The 15,979-nt window shown below is 66.7% G+C and carries 13 protein-coding genes; 5 read left to right on the plus strand and 8 right to left on the minus strand.

Annotated features, from left to right (window positions below; all coding sequences use genetic code 11):
- The 5 genes from VD964_RS05395 to dprA form a co-directional block, all read right to left on the minus strand.
- Positions 1–537, minus strand: a complete 537-nt coding sequence (locus VD964_RS05395; RefSeq protein WP_324866338.1) for a CoA-binding protein — start codon at positions 535–537, stop codon at positions 1–3.
- Positions 534–1,340 carry an enoyl-CoA hydratase gene (locus VD964_RS05400; RefSeq protein ID WP_324866340.1) on the minus strand — a complete coding sequence of 269 codons (807 nt, stop codon included), beginning with the start codon at positions 1,338–1,340 and terminating at the stop codon, positions 534–536. The genes VD964_RS05395 and VD964_RS05400 overlap by 4 nt, the downstream gene beginning before the upstream one ends.
- A gap of 226 nt (positions 1,341–1,566) precedes the next feature.
- Positions 1,567–3,381, minus strand: a complete 1,815-nt coding sequence (locus tag VD964_RS05405) for a tetratricopeptide repeat protein (RefSeq protein WP_324866342.1) — start codon at positions 3,379–3,381, stop codon at positions 1,567–1,569.
- Positions 3,382–3,416: 35 nt separating this feature from the next.
- On the minus strand, positions 3,417–6,206 hold the full coding sequence (gene topA, locus VD964_RS05410) for a type I DNA topoisomerase (RefSeq protein WP_324866344.1): 2,790 nt from the start codon (positions 6,204–6,206) through the stop codon (positions 3,417–3,419).
- Positions 6,207–6,252: 46 nt separating this feature from the next.
- Entirely contained in the window at positions 6,253–7,389 is a 1,137-nt protein-coding gene (dprA, locus tag VD964_RS05415) for a DNA-processing protein DprA (RefSeq protein ID WP_324866345.1), read from the minus strand.
- 672 nt (positions 7,390–8,061) lie between these two features.
- Here dprA and VD964_RS05420 point away from each other — a divergent pair.
- Positions 8,062–9,558, plus strand: coding sequence for a methyl-accepting chemotaxis protein (locus VD964_RS05420; RefSeq protein WP_324866347.1), 1,497 nt, complete (start codon positions 8,062–8,064; stop codon positions 9,556–9,558).
- 52 nt (positions 9,559–9,610) lie between these two features.
- Here the strand turns inward: VD964_RS05420 and VD964_RS05425 are convergent, their stop codons facing one another.
- Positions 9,611–10,408, minus strand: a complete 798-nt coding sequence (locus VD964_RS05425) for an oxepin-CoA hydrolase, alternative type (RefSeq protein ID WP_324866349.1) — start codon at positions 10,406–10,408, stop codon at positions 9,611–9,613.
- A 234-nt stretch (positions 10,409–10,642) separates the two neighbouring features.
- Here VD964_RS05425 and VD964_RS05430 point away from each other — a divergent pair, with 234 nt between their 5' ends.
- From VD964_RS05430 to VD964_RS05440, 3 genes are all read left to right on the plus strand, one after another.
- Positions 10,643–11,347 (plus strand): rhomboid family intramembrane serine protease, encoded by a 705-nt coding sequence (locus VD964_RS05430; protein WP_324866351.1) that lies wholly within the window; start codon positions 10,643–10,645, stop codon positions 11,345–11,347.
- 99 nt (positions 11,348–11,446) lie between these two features.
- Entirely contained in the window at positions 11,447–12,322 is an 876-nt protein-coding gene (locus VD964_RS05435) for an S-methyl-5'-thioadenosine phosphorylase (RefSeq protein WP_324866353.1), read from the plus strand.
- A 745-nt stretch (positions 12,323–13,067) separates the two neighbouring features.
- Complete coding sequence (locus VD964_RS05440) at positions 13,068–14,156, plus strand: TRAP transporter substrate-binding protein (protein WP_324866356.1); 1,089 nt, start codon at positions 13,068–13,070, stop codon at positions 14,154–14,156.
- Between the two features lie 73 nt (positions 14,157–14,229).
- Here VD964_RS05440 and VD964_RS05445 read toward each other — a convergent pair whose 3' ends face one another.
- A complete protein-coding gene (locus tag VD964_RS05445; RefSeq protein ID WP_324866358.1) occupies positions 14,230–14,673 on the minus strand; it encodes a MaoC family dehydratase in 444 nt (147 codons plus the stop codon).
- 148 nt (positions 14,674–14,821) lie between these two features.
- Between VD964_RS05445 and VD964_RS05450 the strand changes: the two genes are divergently transcribed.
- Complete coding sequence (locus VD964_RS05450) at positions 14,822–15,520, plus strand: TetR/AcrR family transcriptional regulator (protein ID WP_324866360.1); 699 nt, start codon at positions 14,822–14,824, stop codon at positions 15,518–15,520.
- A gap of 125 nt (positions 15,521–15,645) precedes the next feature.
- Here VD964_RS05450 and VD964_RS05455 read toward each other — a convergent pair whose 3' ends face one another.
- The gene (locus VD964_RS05455) at positions 15,646–15,972 is read right to left on the minus strand and encodes a DUF1153 domain-containing protein (RefSeq protein WP_324866362.1); all 327 of its coding nucleotides are present in this window, start codon (positions 15,970–15,972) and stop codon (positions 15,646–15,648) included.
- Positions 15,973–15,979 lie beyond the last annotated feature (7 nt).

Consider the following 15,979-nt stretch of genomic DNA (forward strand, 5'->3'; position numbering starts at 1 on the left):
TCAGATCAGCTTTTTGAACGATTTCGTCGGCGCCATGCGGCGCGTCACCAGCACGTTGGAATTGACCCCGATCCGGCCGATCTCGCCGTAGAGGCGCTGGATTTCCATCTTCGGGCAGCGGTCCATCACCACGGTCAGTCCGGCGGCCTGTGCCCGCGCCGCCGCCTCGTCGTTGCGGACGCCCAGCTGCATCCAAACCACCTTGGCCCCGGCGGCGATCGCCTCGTCCGTCACCCCGCCGGCGGCGGCGGAGTTGCGGAAGACGTCGACCATGTCCGGCGGCTCCGGCAGATCCTGAAGGCTGGCGTAGACGGGCAGGCCGAGAATGGTCTGGCCGGCCATCTTCGGGTTGACCGGGATGACCTGATAGCCCTTGTCGCGCAGGTACTTCATCACGAAGAAGCTGGCCTTCACCGGGTCGGCGCTGGCGCCCACCACGGCGATGCTCTTGGCGCTTTCCAGGATGCCGCGCAGGAAGGCGTCGGTGTAGTCGGCGGGCTCCGTGATCTTTTGCCCGCCCGTCTTGGGATCGGTCATCGGCCGCACCAGACCGGCGTGCGCTTGCCCAGGAAGGCGTCGATGCCCTCGGCGGCATCCTGCGCCATCATGTTCTCGGTCATCACCTTGGCCGCATAGGCGTAGGCGCCCTCCGCATCCAGATCGATCTGGCGGTAGAAGGCCTCCTTGCCGGTGGCGAGAGTCAGCGGCGATTTGGACGCGATCTTCGCCGCGACGCTGTCCACCACCTCGTCCAGTTGGTCGGTCGGCACCGCGCGGTTGACGAGGCCGATGCGCTCCGCCTCTTCCGCGTCGATCAGGTCGCCCAGCAGCAGCATCTCCATCGCCGCCTTGCGCCCGACCGCGCGGGTCAGCGCCACCATCGGCGTGGAGCAGAACAGCCCGATATTCACCCCCGGCGTCGCAAAGCGCGCCTCCTCCTCGCAATAGGCGAGGTCGCAGGTGGCCACCAGCTGGCAGCCGGCGGCGGTTGCCACCCCGCGGACCTTGCCGATCACCGGCTGGCGGACGCGGTTGATCGTCAGCATCAGGCGGGAGCACTGGGTGAACAGCGCCTCGTACAGCTCGCGCGACGGGGCGGCGCGCATCTCCTTCAGGTCATGCCCGGCGCAGAAGGCGCCGCCGGCCCCCGCCAGAACCACGGCGCGCACGGAGCGGTCCTCATGAATGGCGTCCAGCGCGTCCTGCAACGCCGCCATCAGCCCCACCGACAGGGCGTTGCGCGCCTTCGGCCGGTTCAGCGTCAGCGTGGCGATCCCATCGCGGTCCTCTCGCAGGACCAGCGGGGCGTGGGGATCGTGTGTTGAAACCGCGGCGCTCATGGTCGTTGTCCTCCCGTATTCCTTTGGTTGCGCACCGCCGGCAGCTTAGCGCGCCGGGCCTGCGGGCGACACGGGGAACCTGCAGGGCAGGGACAATGAGACGACAGGTGGAGAAGGAATTCAACGGGTAATTTTGCTATAACTCCTCAAAAAGCTACTATATTAATAGGGAATATGTCTGGGCAACGCGGTGCGGACCGATGTCCGGCCTGGGCGTCAGCGATGGTCAGACCGAGAAGTGAAGCCGTCCGGCGATGTAGCTCAGGCGGGTCTCGACCATGTCGCCAGCCCGGACCCGCCGGTCGATCGTCAGGAATTGCAAAGCCTGCTGCCAGTGGCGCGACTCCGAACCCGGAGCGGTGGACAGCACCGTGTCGTCGTCGATGTGCAGTTCGAACCAGAAGGCGATGGCGTGCAAGGCACCGTCGGCGGCAATGGAGAGGCGGGCGGACCCGACCGGACCATGCGCGGGTGGATTGCGCAGGTCGATCCAGCAGACATCGGTCGCCGGCCCCAGCGGCCGGTGCGGCAGATCGTTCAACGCCAGGACCATGTAGGAGGGGTTGCGATACGCCTCCAGCCGCGACAGGTCGAATCCGGCGATGGTGCCGACCGGGTTTGCGCTTCGCAAGCCGGGGCATTCGATCGGCATCGCCTTGATGACCGCGCCTCGCGGCAGGATCACGGCATTGGGCTTCACCAGGGCGCGCGCGGCCTTGGCCACGCTTGCCGCCGCTCCTTCGCCCAGCAGTCCGGCGTCGAGGATTTCTGAGATCAGCAGATCGGCCGGTTCGGGAAGATCGATCCCGACGCGCAGTTCCGACGACCGCTTGTTGATGACGGTGATCCGGTCCGACAAGCCGTTGTCGGACACGATTCCCCTCGCAAGCTCCGCCAGCGGTCGCGACAGTTCGCAGCTGTAGACATGGGCGGCGCCGGCCCGGGCGGCCATCAGGGCGAGCAGGCCCGCACCGGTGCCGATCTCCAGGACGATCATGCCGGGCTTCACGGCTGAGTCGATCGCCCGCTGATAGGCGGCATTGCGCGCCTGATCCGCCAGCATGGTGAAATGCCAGGCGGGAAATTGTCTGCCAAGCACAAGGCGCAGATCGAGTTGGGCTGCCTGGAAGGAAGGCTTGACGGCCAGCGCCCGGCGGTATCCCGCGGTTGCCGCATCCATCCGGTGCCGGTCCTTCTCGACGGACGCGAGGCTGTACCATGCCTCGGCATCGCCCGGCGTCAGCGCGAGGGCCCGGCGGTAGCCTGCGGACGCGGTCTCCAGGCTGCCCGATTCGTGATGAAGGCCGGCGCGGTTGAAATGGGCTTCTGCCAGATCCGGAACTTTGCGGACCAACCTGTCAAGGAGGGCGATGGCGCCGTCCACCGCGCCGGATCGCGAGAGAGCCGCCGCGGCGCGAAGGATCGACCCGAAGGAGTCCGGAACCAGACAGGCGACCCGCAGGAACAGGGCGGCCGCCTCGGCCGGCCGATCCGCTTCCAGCAGTTCGGCTGCCGCATGAAGGGTTGCGGCATGCGCCGGCGAAAGCAGCAGGCAGGCGCGAAAGCTGTCCAGCGCCTCGCCCTCGCGTCCAAGCCGGCGCTGGAGAACGCCGCAGTTGAACAGCGTCTCCTCCTTCAGCGGCTCGAGACGGCCGCTGCGGCGGGCGATGACCAGCGCCCCGGCCGGGTCGGCGATCATGGCGGCGAGATTGCCCAGTGCATCCGGATGATCGGGTTCCAGGGCAAGGGCCATACGGTAGCAGGTGCGGGCTTCGTCGTTTCGCCCGAGCGCCTTCAGGGCATTCCCCGCGTTCGACCGGTAGGTGGCCTGCTCCGGCGCGAGACGGATCGCCGTCCGGAAGGACGCGACTGCATCCGTTGCGCGCCCCATCTGCGTCAACGCGACGCCGAGCAGATGATGGGCATCCGCTTGGCCGTAATCCGCCTCGATGATGCGGCTGTAAAGCGTCGCCGCGGCATCCAGCCGACCGGAGCCGTGATGGTCGAGGGCGGCAAGCAGGGCTTCACGGATGGTCGCCATTGCTCAGTCCCCGCCATACGCCGCCGTTCGTTCGGTCAGGATGCCTTGGCGGTCTTCTTCTTCGGTGCGGCGGCTTCCGCCGGTGCGTCCTTGGCGGCCTTGGCCTTGGTCGCCTTCTTGGCGGCGGGCTTCTTCGCAGGCGCCTTCGCCTTGGCGGGCTTTTCCACGTCGGCGCCCTCGGCTTTGGCCGGCTCAGCCTCCTTCGGGGCCTTGCCCTTCTTGGCGGCGTCCTTGGCGACCTTGGCGTCGATCAGTTCCAGCGCCTGTTCCAGCGTGACGCTGTCCGGCTCGGTCCCCTTCGGGATCGAGGCATAGACGCTGGCGTGCTTCACATAGGGGCCGAACCGGCCGGAGCCCATGGTGATCGGCTTGCCGGTCTTCGGGTGGTCGCCCAGCGTCTTGGCCGGCGCCGACGCCTTCTTGGCCGCACCGGCCAGCAGATCGACGGCTCGGTTGATGCCGATGGTCAGCACGTCGTCATCGGGCGTCAGCGACTTGTAGACGCTGCCATGCTTCAGGTAGGGACCGAAGCGGCCGATGCCGGCGCTGATCTCCTCGCCCGTCTCCGGGTGGTTGCCGATGGTGCGGGGCAGGGCCAGCAGCTTCAGCGCGGTGTCGAGATCGACGTCCGCCGCGGCCATGCCCTTGGGCAGCGACACCCGCTTGGGCTTCGGCGCCTCGTCCTTCTTCTTTTTCTTCGCCTTGGGCTTCTTGCCGTCGGCAGCGGGCTCTTCCGCCACCGGCTCTTCCGGCGGAGCGACAGCCGCGACAGGCGCCGGGCCCAACTGGATGTAGGCGCCGTAGGGGCCGCGGCGCACCGTCACCGGCAGGCCGGTCTCAGGATCGTTGCCCAGCTCGCGCGGTCCTTCCTGCGCCTCGCCGTTCTCGTCGTTGGCGACGGCCAGCGGCCGGGTGTAGCGGCATTCCGGATAGCGCGAGCAGCCGATGAAGGCGCCCATCTTGCCCAGCTTCAGCCCCAGCCGGCCCTCGCGGCAGACCGGGCAGACGCGCGGATCATGACCGTCCTCGGTGGCGGCGGGGAAGAAGTGCGCGCCGAGTTCGTTGTCGAGCGTGGTCAGCACCTGGGTGATCGTCAGATCCTTGGTGCCGTTCACCGCCACGTCGAAGGCGGTCCAGAAGTCGCGCAGGACGGTCTTCCAGTCGATCTTGCCGTCGGAGATCTCGTCCAGCTGGTTCTCCAGCTCCGCGGTGAAGTTGTACTCCACATAGCGGTGGAAGAAATTCTCCAGGAAGGCGGTCACCAGCCGGCCGCGGTCTTCCGGGATGAAGCGCCGCTTGTCCAGCCGGACGTAGTTGCGGTCCTGCAGAACCTGGAGGATCGAGGCATAGGTCGACGGCCGGCCGATCCCCAGCTCCTCCAGCTTCTTGACGAGGCTGGCTTCGGAATAGCGCGGCGGCGGCTGGGTGAAATGCTGTTCCGGATTGATGTCGCCGCGGGCCAGGGCGTCGCCCTGGTCCATTGCGGGCAGGCGGCGTTCCTGCTGGTCGTCCTCGGCCGCGTCGTCGCGGTCCTCCTGATAGACCTTCAGGAAACCGTCGAACACGACGATGGAGCCGGTGGCACGCAGCACCACGTCCTTCGAGGGGCCGGCGATGTCCACCGCAACCTGATCCAGCACGGCGCTTTCCATCTGGCTGGCCAGCGTGCGCTTCCAGATCAGCTCATAGAGGCGCAGTTCATCCTGTTCCAGATAGCCGGCAACCGAATCGGGGCGGCGCTGCAGGTCGGTCGGCCGGATGGCCTCGTGGGCCTCCTGGGCATTCTTGGCGGCGGTCTTGTAGACGCGCGGCTGGGCCGGGACGTAGCGCTCGCCATACTGGGAGCCGATCAGGCTGCGGGCGCCGTCGATGGCCTCCTGCGACAGGCTGACGCCGTCGGTTCGCATATAAGTGATGAGGCCGACCGTCTCGCCGCCGATGTCGACGCCCTCATACAGCTTCTGCGCGGTCCGCATGGTGCGGGTGGCGCCGAAGCCCAGCTTGCGCGAGGCCTCCTGCTGGAGGGTGGAGGTAGTGAAGGGCGGCGACGGGTTGCGGCGGCTCTGCTTGCGCTCGACCGTCGAGACGGCGAAGGCCTGCGGGCGGATCTTCGCCACGGCGGCTTCCGCCGCCTCGCGGTTGGGCAGGCCGAACTTGTCGAGCCGCTTGCCGTCCAGCTGGGTCAGCGACGCGGTGAAGGAGGCCCCGGCCGGCGTGGTGAAGCCGACCGCGATCGACCAATATTCCTGCGGCTTGAAGACCTCAATCTCCGACTCGCGCTCGCAGATCAGGCGCAGCGCGACCGACTGCACGCGGCCGGCCGATTTGGAGCCCGGCAGCTTGCGCCACAGCACCGGCGACAGGGTGAAGCCGACCAGATAGTCCAGCGCCCGGCGCGCCAGATAGGCGTCGACGAGTTCGCGCGACACGTCGCGCGGGTTGGCGATGGCGGCCTGCACCGCGCTCTTGGTGATCTCGTTGAAGGTGATCCGCTGGACGTCGCGATTGTCGGTCAGGTGCTTTTCGCGCAGCAGTTCAGACAGGTGCCAGGCGATGGCCTCTCCCTCGCGATCCGGGTCGGTTGCGAGATAGACGCGGTCGGCCGACTTCACCGCCTTGGCGATCTCGTCGATGTGGCGCTTGGAGCGGTCGCCCAGCTCCCATTCCATCGCGAAGTCTTCATCCGGGCGCACCGAGCCGTCCCGCGCCGGAAGGTCGCGGACATGGCCGAAGCTGGCGATGACGGTATAGTCGTCGCCCAGATACTTGTTGATGGTCTTCGCCTTGGCCGGCGATTCGACGATGACGACGTTGCTGCCCGGCAAGAAACCAGCCCTTCGCGTATGCCCACCCAAACCACGGCGATGCCGATCAGGCGAGAGAGACCTGATGACCGGGAAGACGCTGGACTCGGCCGGCAAGCTCAAGTTCCAGAACCACGGTCAGCACCACCGGAGCGGACAATTGGCACCCGCGGACGAGTTCGTCAATGGTGACGGGCGAGGGGCCGAGGTTTTCCAGCACCAGGGCGCGTGCCTTTGCAAGGTCGGATTCGTCCGGTTCCGTGGTGGGGCCGGGGACCAGTCCGGCGGCGCTGAACAGGTCTCGCGGCCGTTCCGCCAGCGTCGGCGGCCGCAGGTTCTCGATGGCGCGCAGCACGTCGTCGGCCCGTTCCACCAGCGTCGCCCCCTGGCGCAGCAGATTGTTGGTGCCGTGGCAGCGCGGGTCGAGCGGGGAGCCGGGGACCGCCATCACCTCCCGCCCCTGTTCCAGCGCCATCCGCGCGGTGATGAGCGAGCCGGAGCGCAGCGCCGCCTCCACCACCAGCACACCCAGCGACAGGCCGGAGATCAGGCGGTTGCGGCGGGGGAAGTGACGCGCCTGCGGCTGGGTGCCTATCGCGCTTTCCGCCACCACCACGCCCTGTGCCACGATGTCGCGGTAGAGTCCCTCGTTCTCAGGCGGATAGACGACGTCGATGCCGCCCGCCAGCACCGCGGCGGTGCCGCCGGCGATCGACCCGGCATGGGCGGCGGTGTCGATGCCGCGGGCAAGGCCGGAAACGACCAGCAGTCCGGCCGCGCCAAGCTCCCGCGCCAGCGACTCGGCGAATTTCTTGGCGTTCAGCGAGGCGTTGCGAGCGCCCACGATGGCGACCGCACGCCGCTTCAGCAGATGGGCGTGACCCGCCACCGACACCACCGGCGGCGCGTCGTCGACCGCGGCCAGCGGTTCCGGGTAGTCGGGTTCGCAGGCGCAGATCAGGCGGGCGCCGAAGCGGCGGTTCGCCTGCATCTCCCGCTCCGCCTCCGCCTTGGAGGCGACGCGCAGCGGCTTGGTCCGCCCGCCGCGCCGCGCCAAGTCCGGTAGGGCGTCCAGCGCCGCACGGGCACTGCCGAACTGCTCCAACAGGCGATGAAAGGTGATCGGTCCCACATTCTCGGTGCGAATGAGGCGGATCCAGTCGAGCCGTTCGGCATCGGACAAGGGGCGGCGCGGTTGTGTCATGCTTGGATTTTATACAACCGATCCATGCGGGGCATCAACATGCGAACGTATGGCGGCGCGATCTGCCGGATAAATCTCCTCGCAATGGTTTGCGTCGTCGCCGCCGCAATCCAGCGGGTAGCGTCGTGCCGTCCTTCTGCCTCCTTGAACTCCACAGCGGCCATGGTAGCTTTGTGGGCAGGAGGTGACGCGAGTTTCCATCCTGAAGGCGGAGCCGGCTTTCCGGCCCCGCCCGTCGGCCCTTAGCTATCCCGGTCCTTGTTGAAGCCGGTTTCCAGCTCGATCTTCAACTTGAACCAGAAGCGGTCGAGCCACTTCAGGAACTTCTTCACTCGCGTCACCTCCTTTCGGATCGCCGGCCGGGATACCTCCCTGCCGGCCCGGCAACACCATGTGGAACCTGCGCGTGTGTCAATTGCGGCGGGGTGTCGCGTGGCTTCGTTGCCGCTAAAGGTAATGAAACGCCAATCGCAAGTAATATAGTTTCGGTCCGTTGACGCCCGTGTGCGATGACAGTCTTCCATCAAGGCGTGTCGCAGTGAAGAGCGTTCTCAATTAGAAATTAGGAAATTCCGTTAAATCAGTGGTTTGTGATTTTTTCGGAATAGCGACTTATGCCGGAGTTTCCCCAATAGAACCGCGTTCATTGCTATGTATCATAGGCTCCAGACCATGGACTGGGGGTGGGCGGTGTTCGGACGGGGGAAAATCAACCAGGCGCTGGCGCGGAAGTTGTCGGCGCTCGATGCTCTGCGGGCGAAGGTGATGGTGGCCGACAATGATCTGACCATCGTCCACGTCAATCCCGCCGTGGTCTCGCTGCTGCGCGAAGCGGAGGGCGACCTCCGCAAGGATTTGCCCCGTTTGGACGTGAGTCGTCTGGTTGGCAGCAACATCGACGTGTTCCACAAGAATCCCGACCACCAGCGCCGGTTGCTCGCCACCCTGACGAAGCCGTACAACGCCACCATCAAGGTTGGCGGCCATCAGTTCGACCTGCTGGTCACCCCGTTGACGGAAAACGGGCAGCGCATCGGCTTTGTCGTCGAATGGGCAGACGCCAAGGAGCGGCTGGAGAATCTCGACTATGCGGCGCAGATGGCGGCGATCAGCCGGTCGCAGGCGGTGATCGAGTTCACCACGGACGGCACCATCACCAAGGCCAACGACAATTTCCTGAAGGTGATGGGCTATCGCCGGGATGAGGTGATCGGGAAGCATCACAGCATGTTCGTCGAACCGGCCCAGCGCAACAGCGCCGACTATGCCCGCTTTTGGGATACGCTTCGCCGCGGCGAATTCCAGGCTGCGCAATACAAGCGCATCGGCAAGTCCGGCAATCCGGTGTGGATCGAAGGCGCCTACAACCCGATCTTCGACGATAAGGGTAAGGTGACGAAGGTCGTGAAGTTCGCGGTGGACATCACCGCCCAGATCGCCCTCCTGAACAATCTGAAGGTGATGATCGACAAGAACTTCGGCGAGGTCGATCAGGCGCTTCACCTGTCGCTGGGCGAGGCGGGCTCCGCCAATGCCGCCGCCGGCTCGACGTCCGCCAGCGTCCAGGCGGTGGCCGCCAGCGCAGAGGAACTCGTTGCCTCGATCGGCGAGATTTCGCAGAGCATGACCCGCGCCCGCGCCGCAACGGACGGCGCCTTCGACCGCACCGTCGCGGTGGGGGAAAGCACCGACCGGTTGGCAGCCGCCGCCCAGGCGATGAATGGTATTGTCGGGCTGATCAACTCCATCGCCGGCCAGATCAACCTGCTTGCGCTGAACGCCACCATCGAAGCGGCCCGTGCCGGAGAGGCCGGCAAGGGCTTCGCCGTCGTGGCGTCGGAGGTGAAGAACCTCGCCAATCAGGCCGGCAAGGCGACCGAGCAGATCTCGGCGGAGATCGAGGGCATCCAGTCGACCTCGATTGAAGTCGCCGGTGCGCTGAACGCCATCCGCGAGGCGGTTGCCGTCGTGCGGGAGCATGTGACCGGCACCGCCTCGGCAGTCGAGGAGCAGAGCGCCGTCACCCAGAACATGTCGGCCAACATGCAGACCGCGTCGGCCGCCGTGGCGACGGTGACCTCCAACATCGCGGCGATCTCCACGGCGGTCAGTCAGGTGGCCGGAGCGGTCGAACGGACCAAGGAGGCGGCGCACGTCCTGGTCCGCTGACCCTGCTCCGCTGACCCTGCTCCGGTGACAGCCCCGGCCTTCCGGCTCCGTGTCAGCGCTTGTGGAACACCGGCGGGCGCTTTTCGAAGAAGGCGGTGATGCCCTCCTTCGCTTCGCCATGGTGCAGGGCTTCGACGAACAGGTCGCTTTCGCGGGCGAGCTGGGTGGCGAAGCTGCCATAGGCCAGTTCCATCAGCTTCTTGGCGCGGCCCATGGCGCCGCTCGGGCCCTCGGCGATGGTCTTTGCCCAGGCGACCGCATCCGACAGCGCCTGTCCCGGTGCCGTGACGCGGTTGACGACGCCGGCCGCATGCAGGCGGGCGGCATCCACCGGGCCGCCGGTCAGCATCAGTTCCGCATAGAGCTGGGGCGGCAGCGCGCGGGCCAGCGAGGCCGAGGCGCCGCCGTCCGCCGTCAACCCGACCTTGACGTAGGCGGTCAGGAACTGCGCGTCCTCCGCCGCGACGATCAGGTCGCAGGCCAGCGCCAGCGAGAAACCGGCGCCGGCGGCCGGTCCCTCCACCGCGGCGATGATCGGCTTGGGGCATTCGCGCATGGCGCGGACCCAGCCGTGGAAACGCTCGATCCCATCCCGGTTCTCCGACCGCGAGCGGCTGCCGTGGTGATAGAGGTTGTTCAGGTGCCCGCCCGAGCTGAAGGCGCCGCCGGCCCCCGTCAGCACGATTGCGCCGATGTTGGGATCGTGCGTCGCCTCGTCCAGCGCATCGCGGCCGGCGGCCATCATCCGCAGGCCGAGCGCGTTGCGGGTGCCGGTGTCGCTCATGGTCAGCACCATGACGCGGCCCTGGCGTTCCACCGTCATGCTGCCGGTATCCTGTCGTTCGTTCATGGTCGTTTCTTCCCCGGTTGTCCTTGTCCGGCGGAGGGGGCCTCGCCGGATGGTAGAGCCACTGTGACAGCGGGAGGGCACCGCTCCAATCCGTACGACCGGTATAGGAAGAAGCCGGATTTCGCGGAAAACGCCTGTTCTTCCACAATACCCCTTCCTACATTGGGGTGAGGCCGATCGCCGCGGCAGCGCCTGGCGGGCCGGGATGGCATGACGGACGGGCGGAGGCGGGGAATGGCGCTGGCTCTGGACCGGCAGGGGGATCGGCAGGGGCGGGGCAGGGGTGGCGGGAAACGGCCGGTCGTCGCCGCGCCCCTGCCGCCCTACGCCAACCGCACCATCATCCTGGTGTGCGTCCTCGCCTTCGTGCTGCGGCTTCCGCCGGAGTCCTTCGCCTTCGTCCCCGCCTATTTCTTCGGGACGGTCGAACTGGCCGGGCCGCTGCCCACCACCGCCTTATGGCGCGGATTGTTCGGGCATGTGCTGATCCATGGCGACCTGACGCACCTGACCTCCAACATGGCGGTACTTTTGCTGCTGGGCGACGTGGTGGAGCGCGAGGCCGGGCATCTGCGCTTTCTGCTGCTGTTCTTCGCCGGCACCGTGGCAGCGGCGCTGACCGAGGGGCTGCTGGCGGCAGACCGGATGGCGCCGCTGATCGGGGCGAGCGGAGCGATCTGCGCGCTGATGGGTGCCTTCCTGTGGATGCGCCCGCGCTTCGGGCTGCTGTCACGGCGCCTTCCCCGGCGGCTCGTGCAGGGAGCGATCGTCGTTTTCGCGCTGCTCAACGCGGCGATGACGCTGATGCCGCCGCCCGCCGGCTCTCCGTTGGCGGAAGTCGGATGGGGCGCCCATGCCGGCGGGTTGTCCGCCGGGTTGCTGCTGGGGGCGCTGCTGCTGTGTCTGGCCGGCCCGAGGCGGCCGGCAACCGTCGGGTAGCGGCGTCCGGTAGCGGAATCCGTTGGCGCCTCCAGAGCGGTTGCAATCCGTCCCCATGCCCGAAATACTCGCGCCATCGTCAGCGGGAGAGAGCGGACCATGGGGAACGACGCGGTTCTGGGCGTGATCGGCGGCAGCGGCCTTTACGACATCGACGGGCTGGAGAACACCCGCTGGGTCAAGGTGACGACACCCTTCGGCGACCCGTCCGACGAGCTGCTGACCGGCGAATACGAGGGCCGCAAGCTGGTCTTCCTGCCGCGCCATGGCCGCGGCCACCGGATTCCGCCGTCGGACCTGAATTTCCGCGCCAACATCCATGCGCTGAAGCAACTGGGCGTGACCGACATCCTGTCGGTCTCCGCCGTCGGTTCGCTGAAGGAGCATCTTCCGCCCGGCACCTTCGTGGTGATCGACCAGTTCATCGACCGCACCTTCGCCCGCGACAAAACCTTCTTCGGCAGCGGGCTGGTTGCCCATGTGGCGCTGGGCCATCCCGTCTGCGGCCGGCTGGGCGACCTGATCGAGCAGGCGCTGGCCGAGTTGGACATCCCCCACCAGCGGCGCGGCACCTACATGGTGATGGAAGGGCCGCAATTCTCCACGGTCGCCGAATCGAACCTCTATCGCAGTTGGGGCTGCGACGTCATCGGCATGACCAACATGCCGGAGGCCAAACTCGCCCGCGAGGCGGAGATGTGCTACGCGACCGTCGCCATGGTCACCGATTACGACTGCTGGCACGAGGGGCACGACCATGTCTCGGTCGATGCGGTGATCAAGGTTGTCGTCGCCAATGCCGGCAAGGCGCGCTCGCTGGTGTCGGCCCTGGCGCCCAAGGTGGCGCATCGCGACGGCCCCTGCGCCCAGGGCTGCCACACCGCGCTCGACAACGCGATCATGACCGCCCCCTCCCACCGCGACCCGGCAATGCTGGAAAAGCTGTCGCTGATTGTGAAGCGTACGCTGGGGTGACTCGTTGCGGGTTGAACCGTTGCCGGCGGCGTGAAAACGCACTATTTTCGGGGAAGGCGTACCGAGGCTGCTATCCCCGGTACGCCGACCCGATCAGCGGTTCAGATACTCAAGCACCAGCTTGAGCAACTGCAACAGCAGGATCAGGAGAGTGAGGATTTGGTTCATCCTCTTGCCCTCCGTTAGTGCGGCGCGGGCGGTGGCCGTTCCACCGCCCCGACCGCGGCGCAAACATGCCAAGCATCCCCGCCGGTTGGAAGCTGCAAGTTGTATGTAATTTCGCGCGCTCGCTTTTGTGCGTGCGCAAAGCGCTTGCCCATGACATGGGAAAGTGACTTCGGCTGCCTGATCGGCCCCTGAACGAAAGTAGGGGTGTGTGCCTTTCCGGACGTCGAATATATCATCGGTACACGTAACCATTCGGGTGACGGCAAGACGGTTCCGCGGTTGATCGATGCGGCTGATGGATGCTCCCAGGAGCAGACGCCGGTCTTGGCATGCTCCCGCGATGCATTGCTTTGAAAATCCCCGGGGCGGCGGCTGACTGCCGGCGCCGGTACAGTCGCGCGTACGCGCTGTATTTTCCACGCGGTGGAATAGGACGGGAATGGAAGCCATGCATTTTGACGAATTGCCGGAAAGCCGCTGCGATTTCTAGGATTGTTCAGGCACCATAGTGTCTGCTGTTCGGCGAAAGACGCCTTCACGCAATGGGCGTCATGGCCATAACGATGAGGAAACGTTCATGAAGCGCCGTTCCTTCCTGACCTCGGCCGGCGTTGGCGTCGCTGCCAGCACGCTGGCGGCTCCCGCCATCGCGCAGTCCCAGCCGGAAATCCATTGGCGTCTCGCGTCCAGCTTCCCCAAGAGCCTGGACACCATCTACGGCGGTGCCGACACCATCGCGGCGCGCGTCGCCGCGGCGACCGACGGCAAGTTCACCATCCGCCCCTTCGCCGCCGGTGAAATCGTCCCCGGCCTGCAGGTGCTGGATGCCGTGCAGAACGGCACGGTCGAATGCGGCCACACCGCCAGCTACTACTATGTCGGCAAGGACCCGACCTTCACCTTCGACGCGACGGTGCCGTTCGGCCTGAATGCCCGCCAGCAGAACGCCTGGATCTACAATGGCGGCGGCATGGCCCTGCTGCGCGAGTTCTTCGACGGCTACGGCGTCGTGAACTTCCCGGCCGGCAACACCGGCGTGCAGATGGGCGGCTGGTTCCGCAAGGAGATCAAGACCGTCGAGGATCTGAAGGGCCTGAAGTTCCGCATCGGCGGCTTCGCCGGCCAGGTTCTGTCCAAGCTGGGCGTCGTGCCGCAGCAGATCGCCGGCGGCGACATCTATCCGTCGCTGGAAAAGGGCACCATCGACGCCGCCGAGTGGATCGGCCCGTACGACGACGAGAAGCTCGGCTTCAACAAGGTCGCCAAGTACTACTACTATCCGGGCTGGTGGGAAGGCGGACTGAACGTCTCGCTGCTGGTCAACAAGCAGCAGTGGGAACAGCTGCCCAAGCAGTACAAGGCCGTTCTGGAGGCCGCCTGCTTCGAAGCCAACGTGACCATGGCTGCCAAGTACGACGCCGAGAACCCGGCGGCGCTGAAGCGTCTGGTCGGCGGCGGCGCCCAGCTGCGCCCCTTCCCGCGCGACGTGATGGAGGCCTGCTACAAGTCCGCCACCGAGCTGTATGACGAGACCGCGAAGACCAACCCGAAGTTCGCCAAGATCTACGAGCCGTGGAAGAAGTTCCGCGACGACGAGTATCTGTGGTTCCGGGTGGCCGAGAACTCCTTTGACAACTTCGCCTTCACCGCCGGCCTGAAGCGCTGACGGCCGTATCGGCAGGCCAAATCGGCAATCAAGGCCCCCGCGACCCGCCCGGTCGCGGGGGCTTTTTTCTTGTTCAGGCCGGGCGGCCGGGCGCGAGCAGGTTGGCGATCATGGTCTGCACCACCTCGTCATCCTGGTTGAAGGTGGTGGTCTTCACCCGCAGCACGCCCTGGTCAGGGCGCTTGGCGGAGCGCCGTGCCTCCAGCACCTCCATCTCGATGCGCAGCACGTCGCCGGGACGGGTCGGGCGGGGCCAGCCGATCTGGTCGACGCCCATGCCGATATAGCCGCCGGCCAACTCCGCGTTGCTGCCCACGATCATGCGCATCGTCATCCCGGCAGTATGCCAGCCGCTTGCCGCCAGCCCGCGGAACAGCGTGTCCTTCGCTGCGTCCGGATCCAGGTGGAAAGGCTGGGGGTCGAACTTCTCGGCATAGGCGACGATCTCCGCCGTCTCGACCGTCAGCGGTCCGCCGGTGAAGCGGTCGCCCACCGTGACATCTTCGAAATAGCGCATCCCCCGGAACTCCGTTCGTTGTGGTGGTCAGGGCCGGATCGGCCGGCTATGATACAGACCTGTCTCTTCCGCCCGATGGTAGAGACAGGTCTGTATCATTGTCAACGGCCAAGCTTGCAGCGGGGCCGTCCTGAACGGGTGGGGTGGGATGGCAGAAGCGGCAACGGTCAGGAAGCCGGCGCGGGAGCGGATTCTCGATACGGCGGCGGAACTGTTCTACCGCGAGGGTATCCGCGCGGTCGGCATCGACACGATCATCGCCAAATCCGGCGTCGCGAAGATGAGCCTGTACCGCAACTTCGAGTCCAAGGACGACCTGGTCTGCGCCTATTTGGAGCGCAACATCGCCCAGCATGCCGCGTGGTGGGACCGGGTGACCGCCCGCCATCCCGGCGACCCGCGGGCGCAGATGAAGGCGCTGTTCGTCGCGCTCGGCCACTGGATCGACCACCCCAAATTCCAGGGCTGTCCCTTCACCACCGCCGCTGCCGAACTGCGCGACCCGGCCAACCGCGCCCACGCGCTGGCACTGGCCCACAAGCGCATGGTCCGCGACCGCCTGCGCGCGTTGGCCGCCACCGCCGGCGCGGACAATCCGGACCGGTTGACCGCGCAACTGCAATTGCTGATGGAAGGCGCCTACGCCGCCGGCCGCGCGTTGGATCTGGGTCCGGGCAACGGGGCGGTGGCGAGTGCGGCGGCGGCGCTGATCGACGGGGCTTGTGGTGGAGAGCCCTCGGCCGACGGATGCCCCCACCCTAACCCTCCCCCGCTGGGCGGGGGAGGGGACGAGCGCTTGTGCGGGAGAGTGGCGGCAGTCCCTCCCCCGCGGTCGGACCGACCTTAGGTCGGCCGAGAGCGGGGGAGGTTAGGTGGTGGCATCGTCAGCCGACGCCTTCCCAAACACCACCTCGAACGCAAAAAAGCGCCGCAGGCCAGACCTGCGGCGCTTCTTCAATTCTGCCGATTGCGTCAGTCGGCGCCGATGCGGTCGCGGACGGGCTGGCCGGGACGGTACTCCTGCAGGCGGGTGGCGCGCAGGCCACGCATGCCGTGGCTGTCGATCAGCCGCTGCCAGGACAGGAACTCCTCCACCGACAGGGTATAGCGGCGACAGGCCTCCTCCAGGCTGATCAGGCCCGATCGGACGCCGGCGACCACTTCCGCCTTGCGGCGCATCACCCAACGCTTAGTGTCGGGCGGGGGAAGGTCGTTTTCGGTCATGGGACGCCCCTCAGGACCAATGACCGATGCACCGGCCGCAGAGTCGTCGGCGGTGTCGAGTTCTATGAGTGCCATGCGCGGA

The organism is Azospirillum sp., assembly GCF_035628975.1.
Lineage (GTDB): Bacteria > Pseudomonadota > Alphaproteobacteria > Azospirillales > Azospirillaceae > Azospirillum.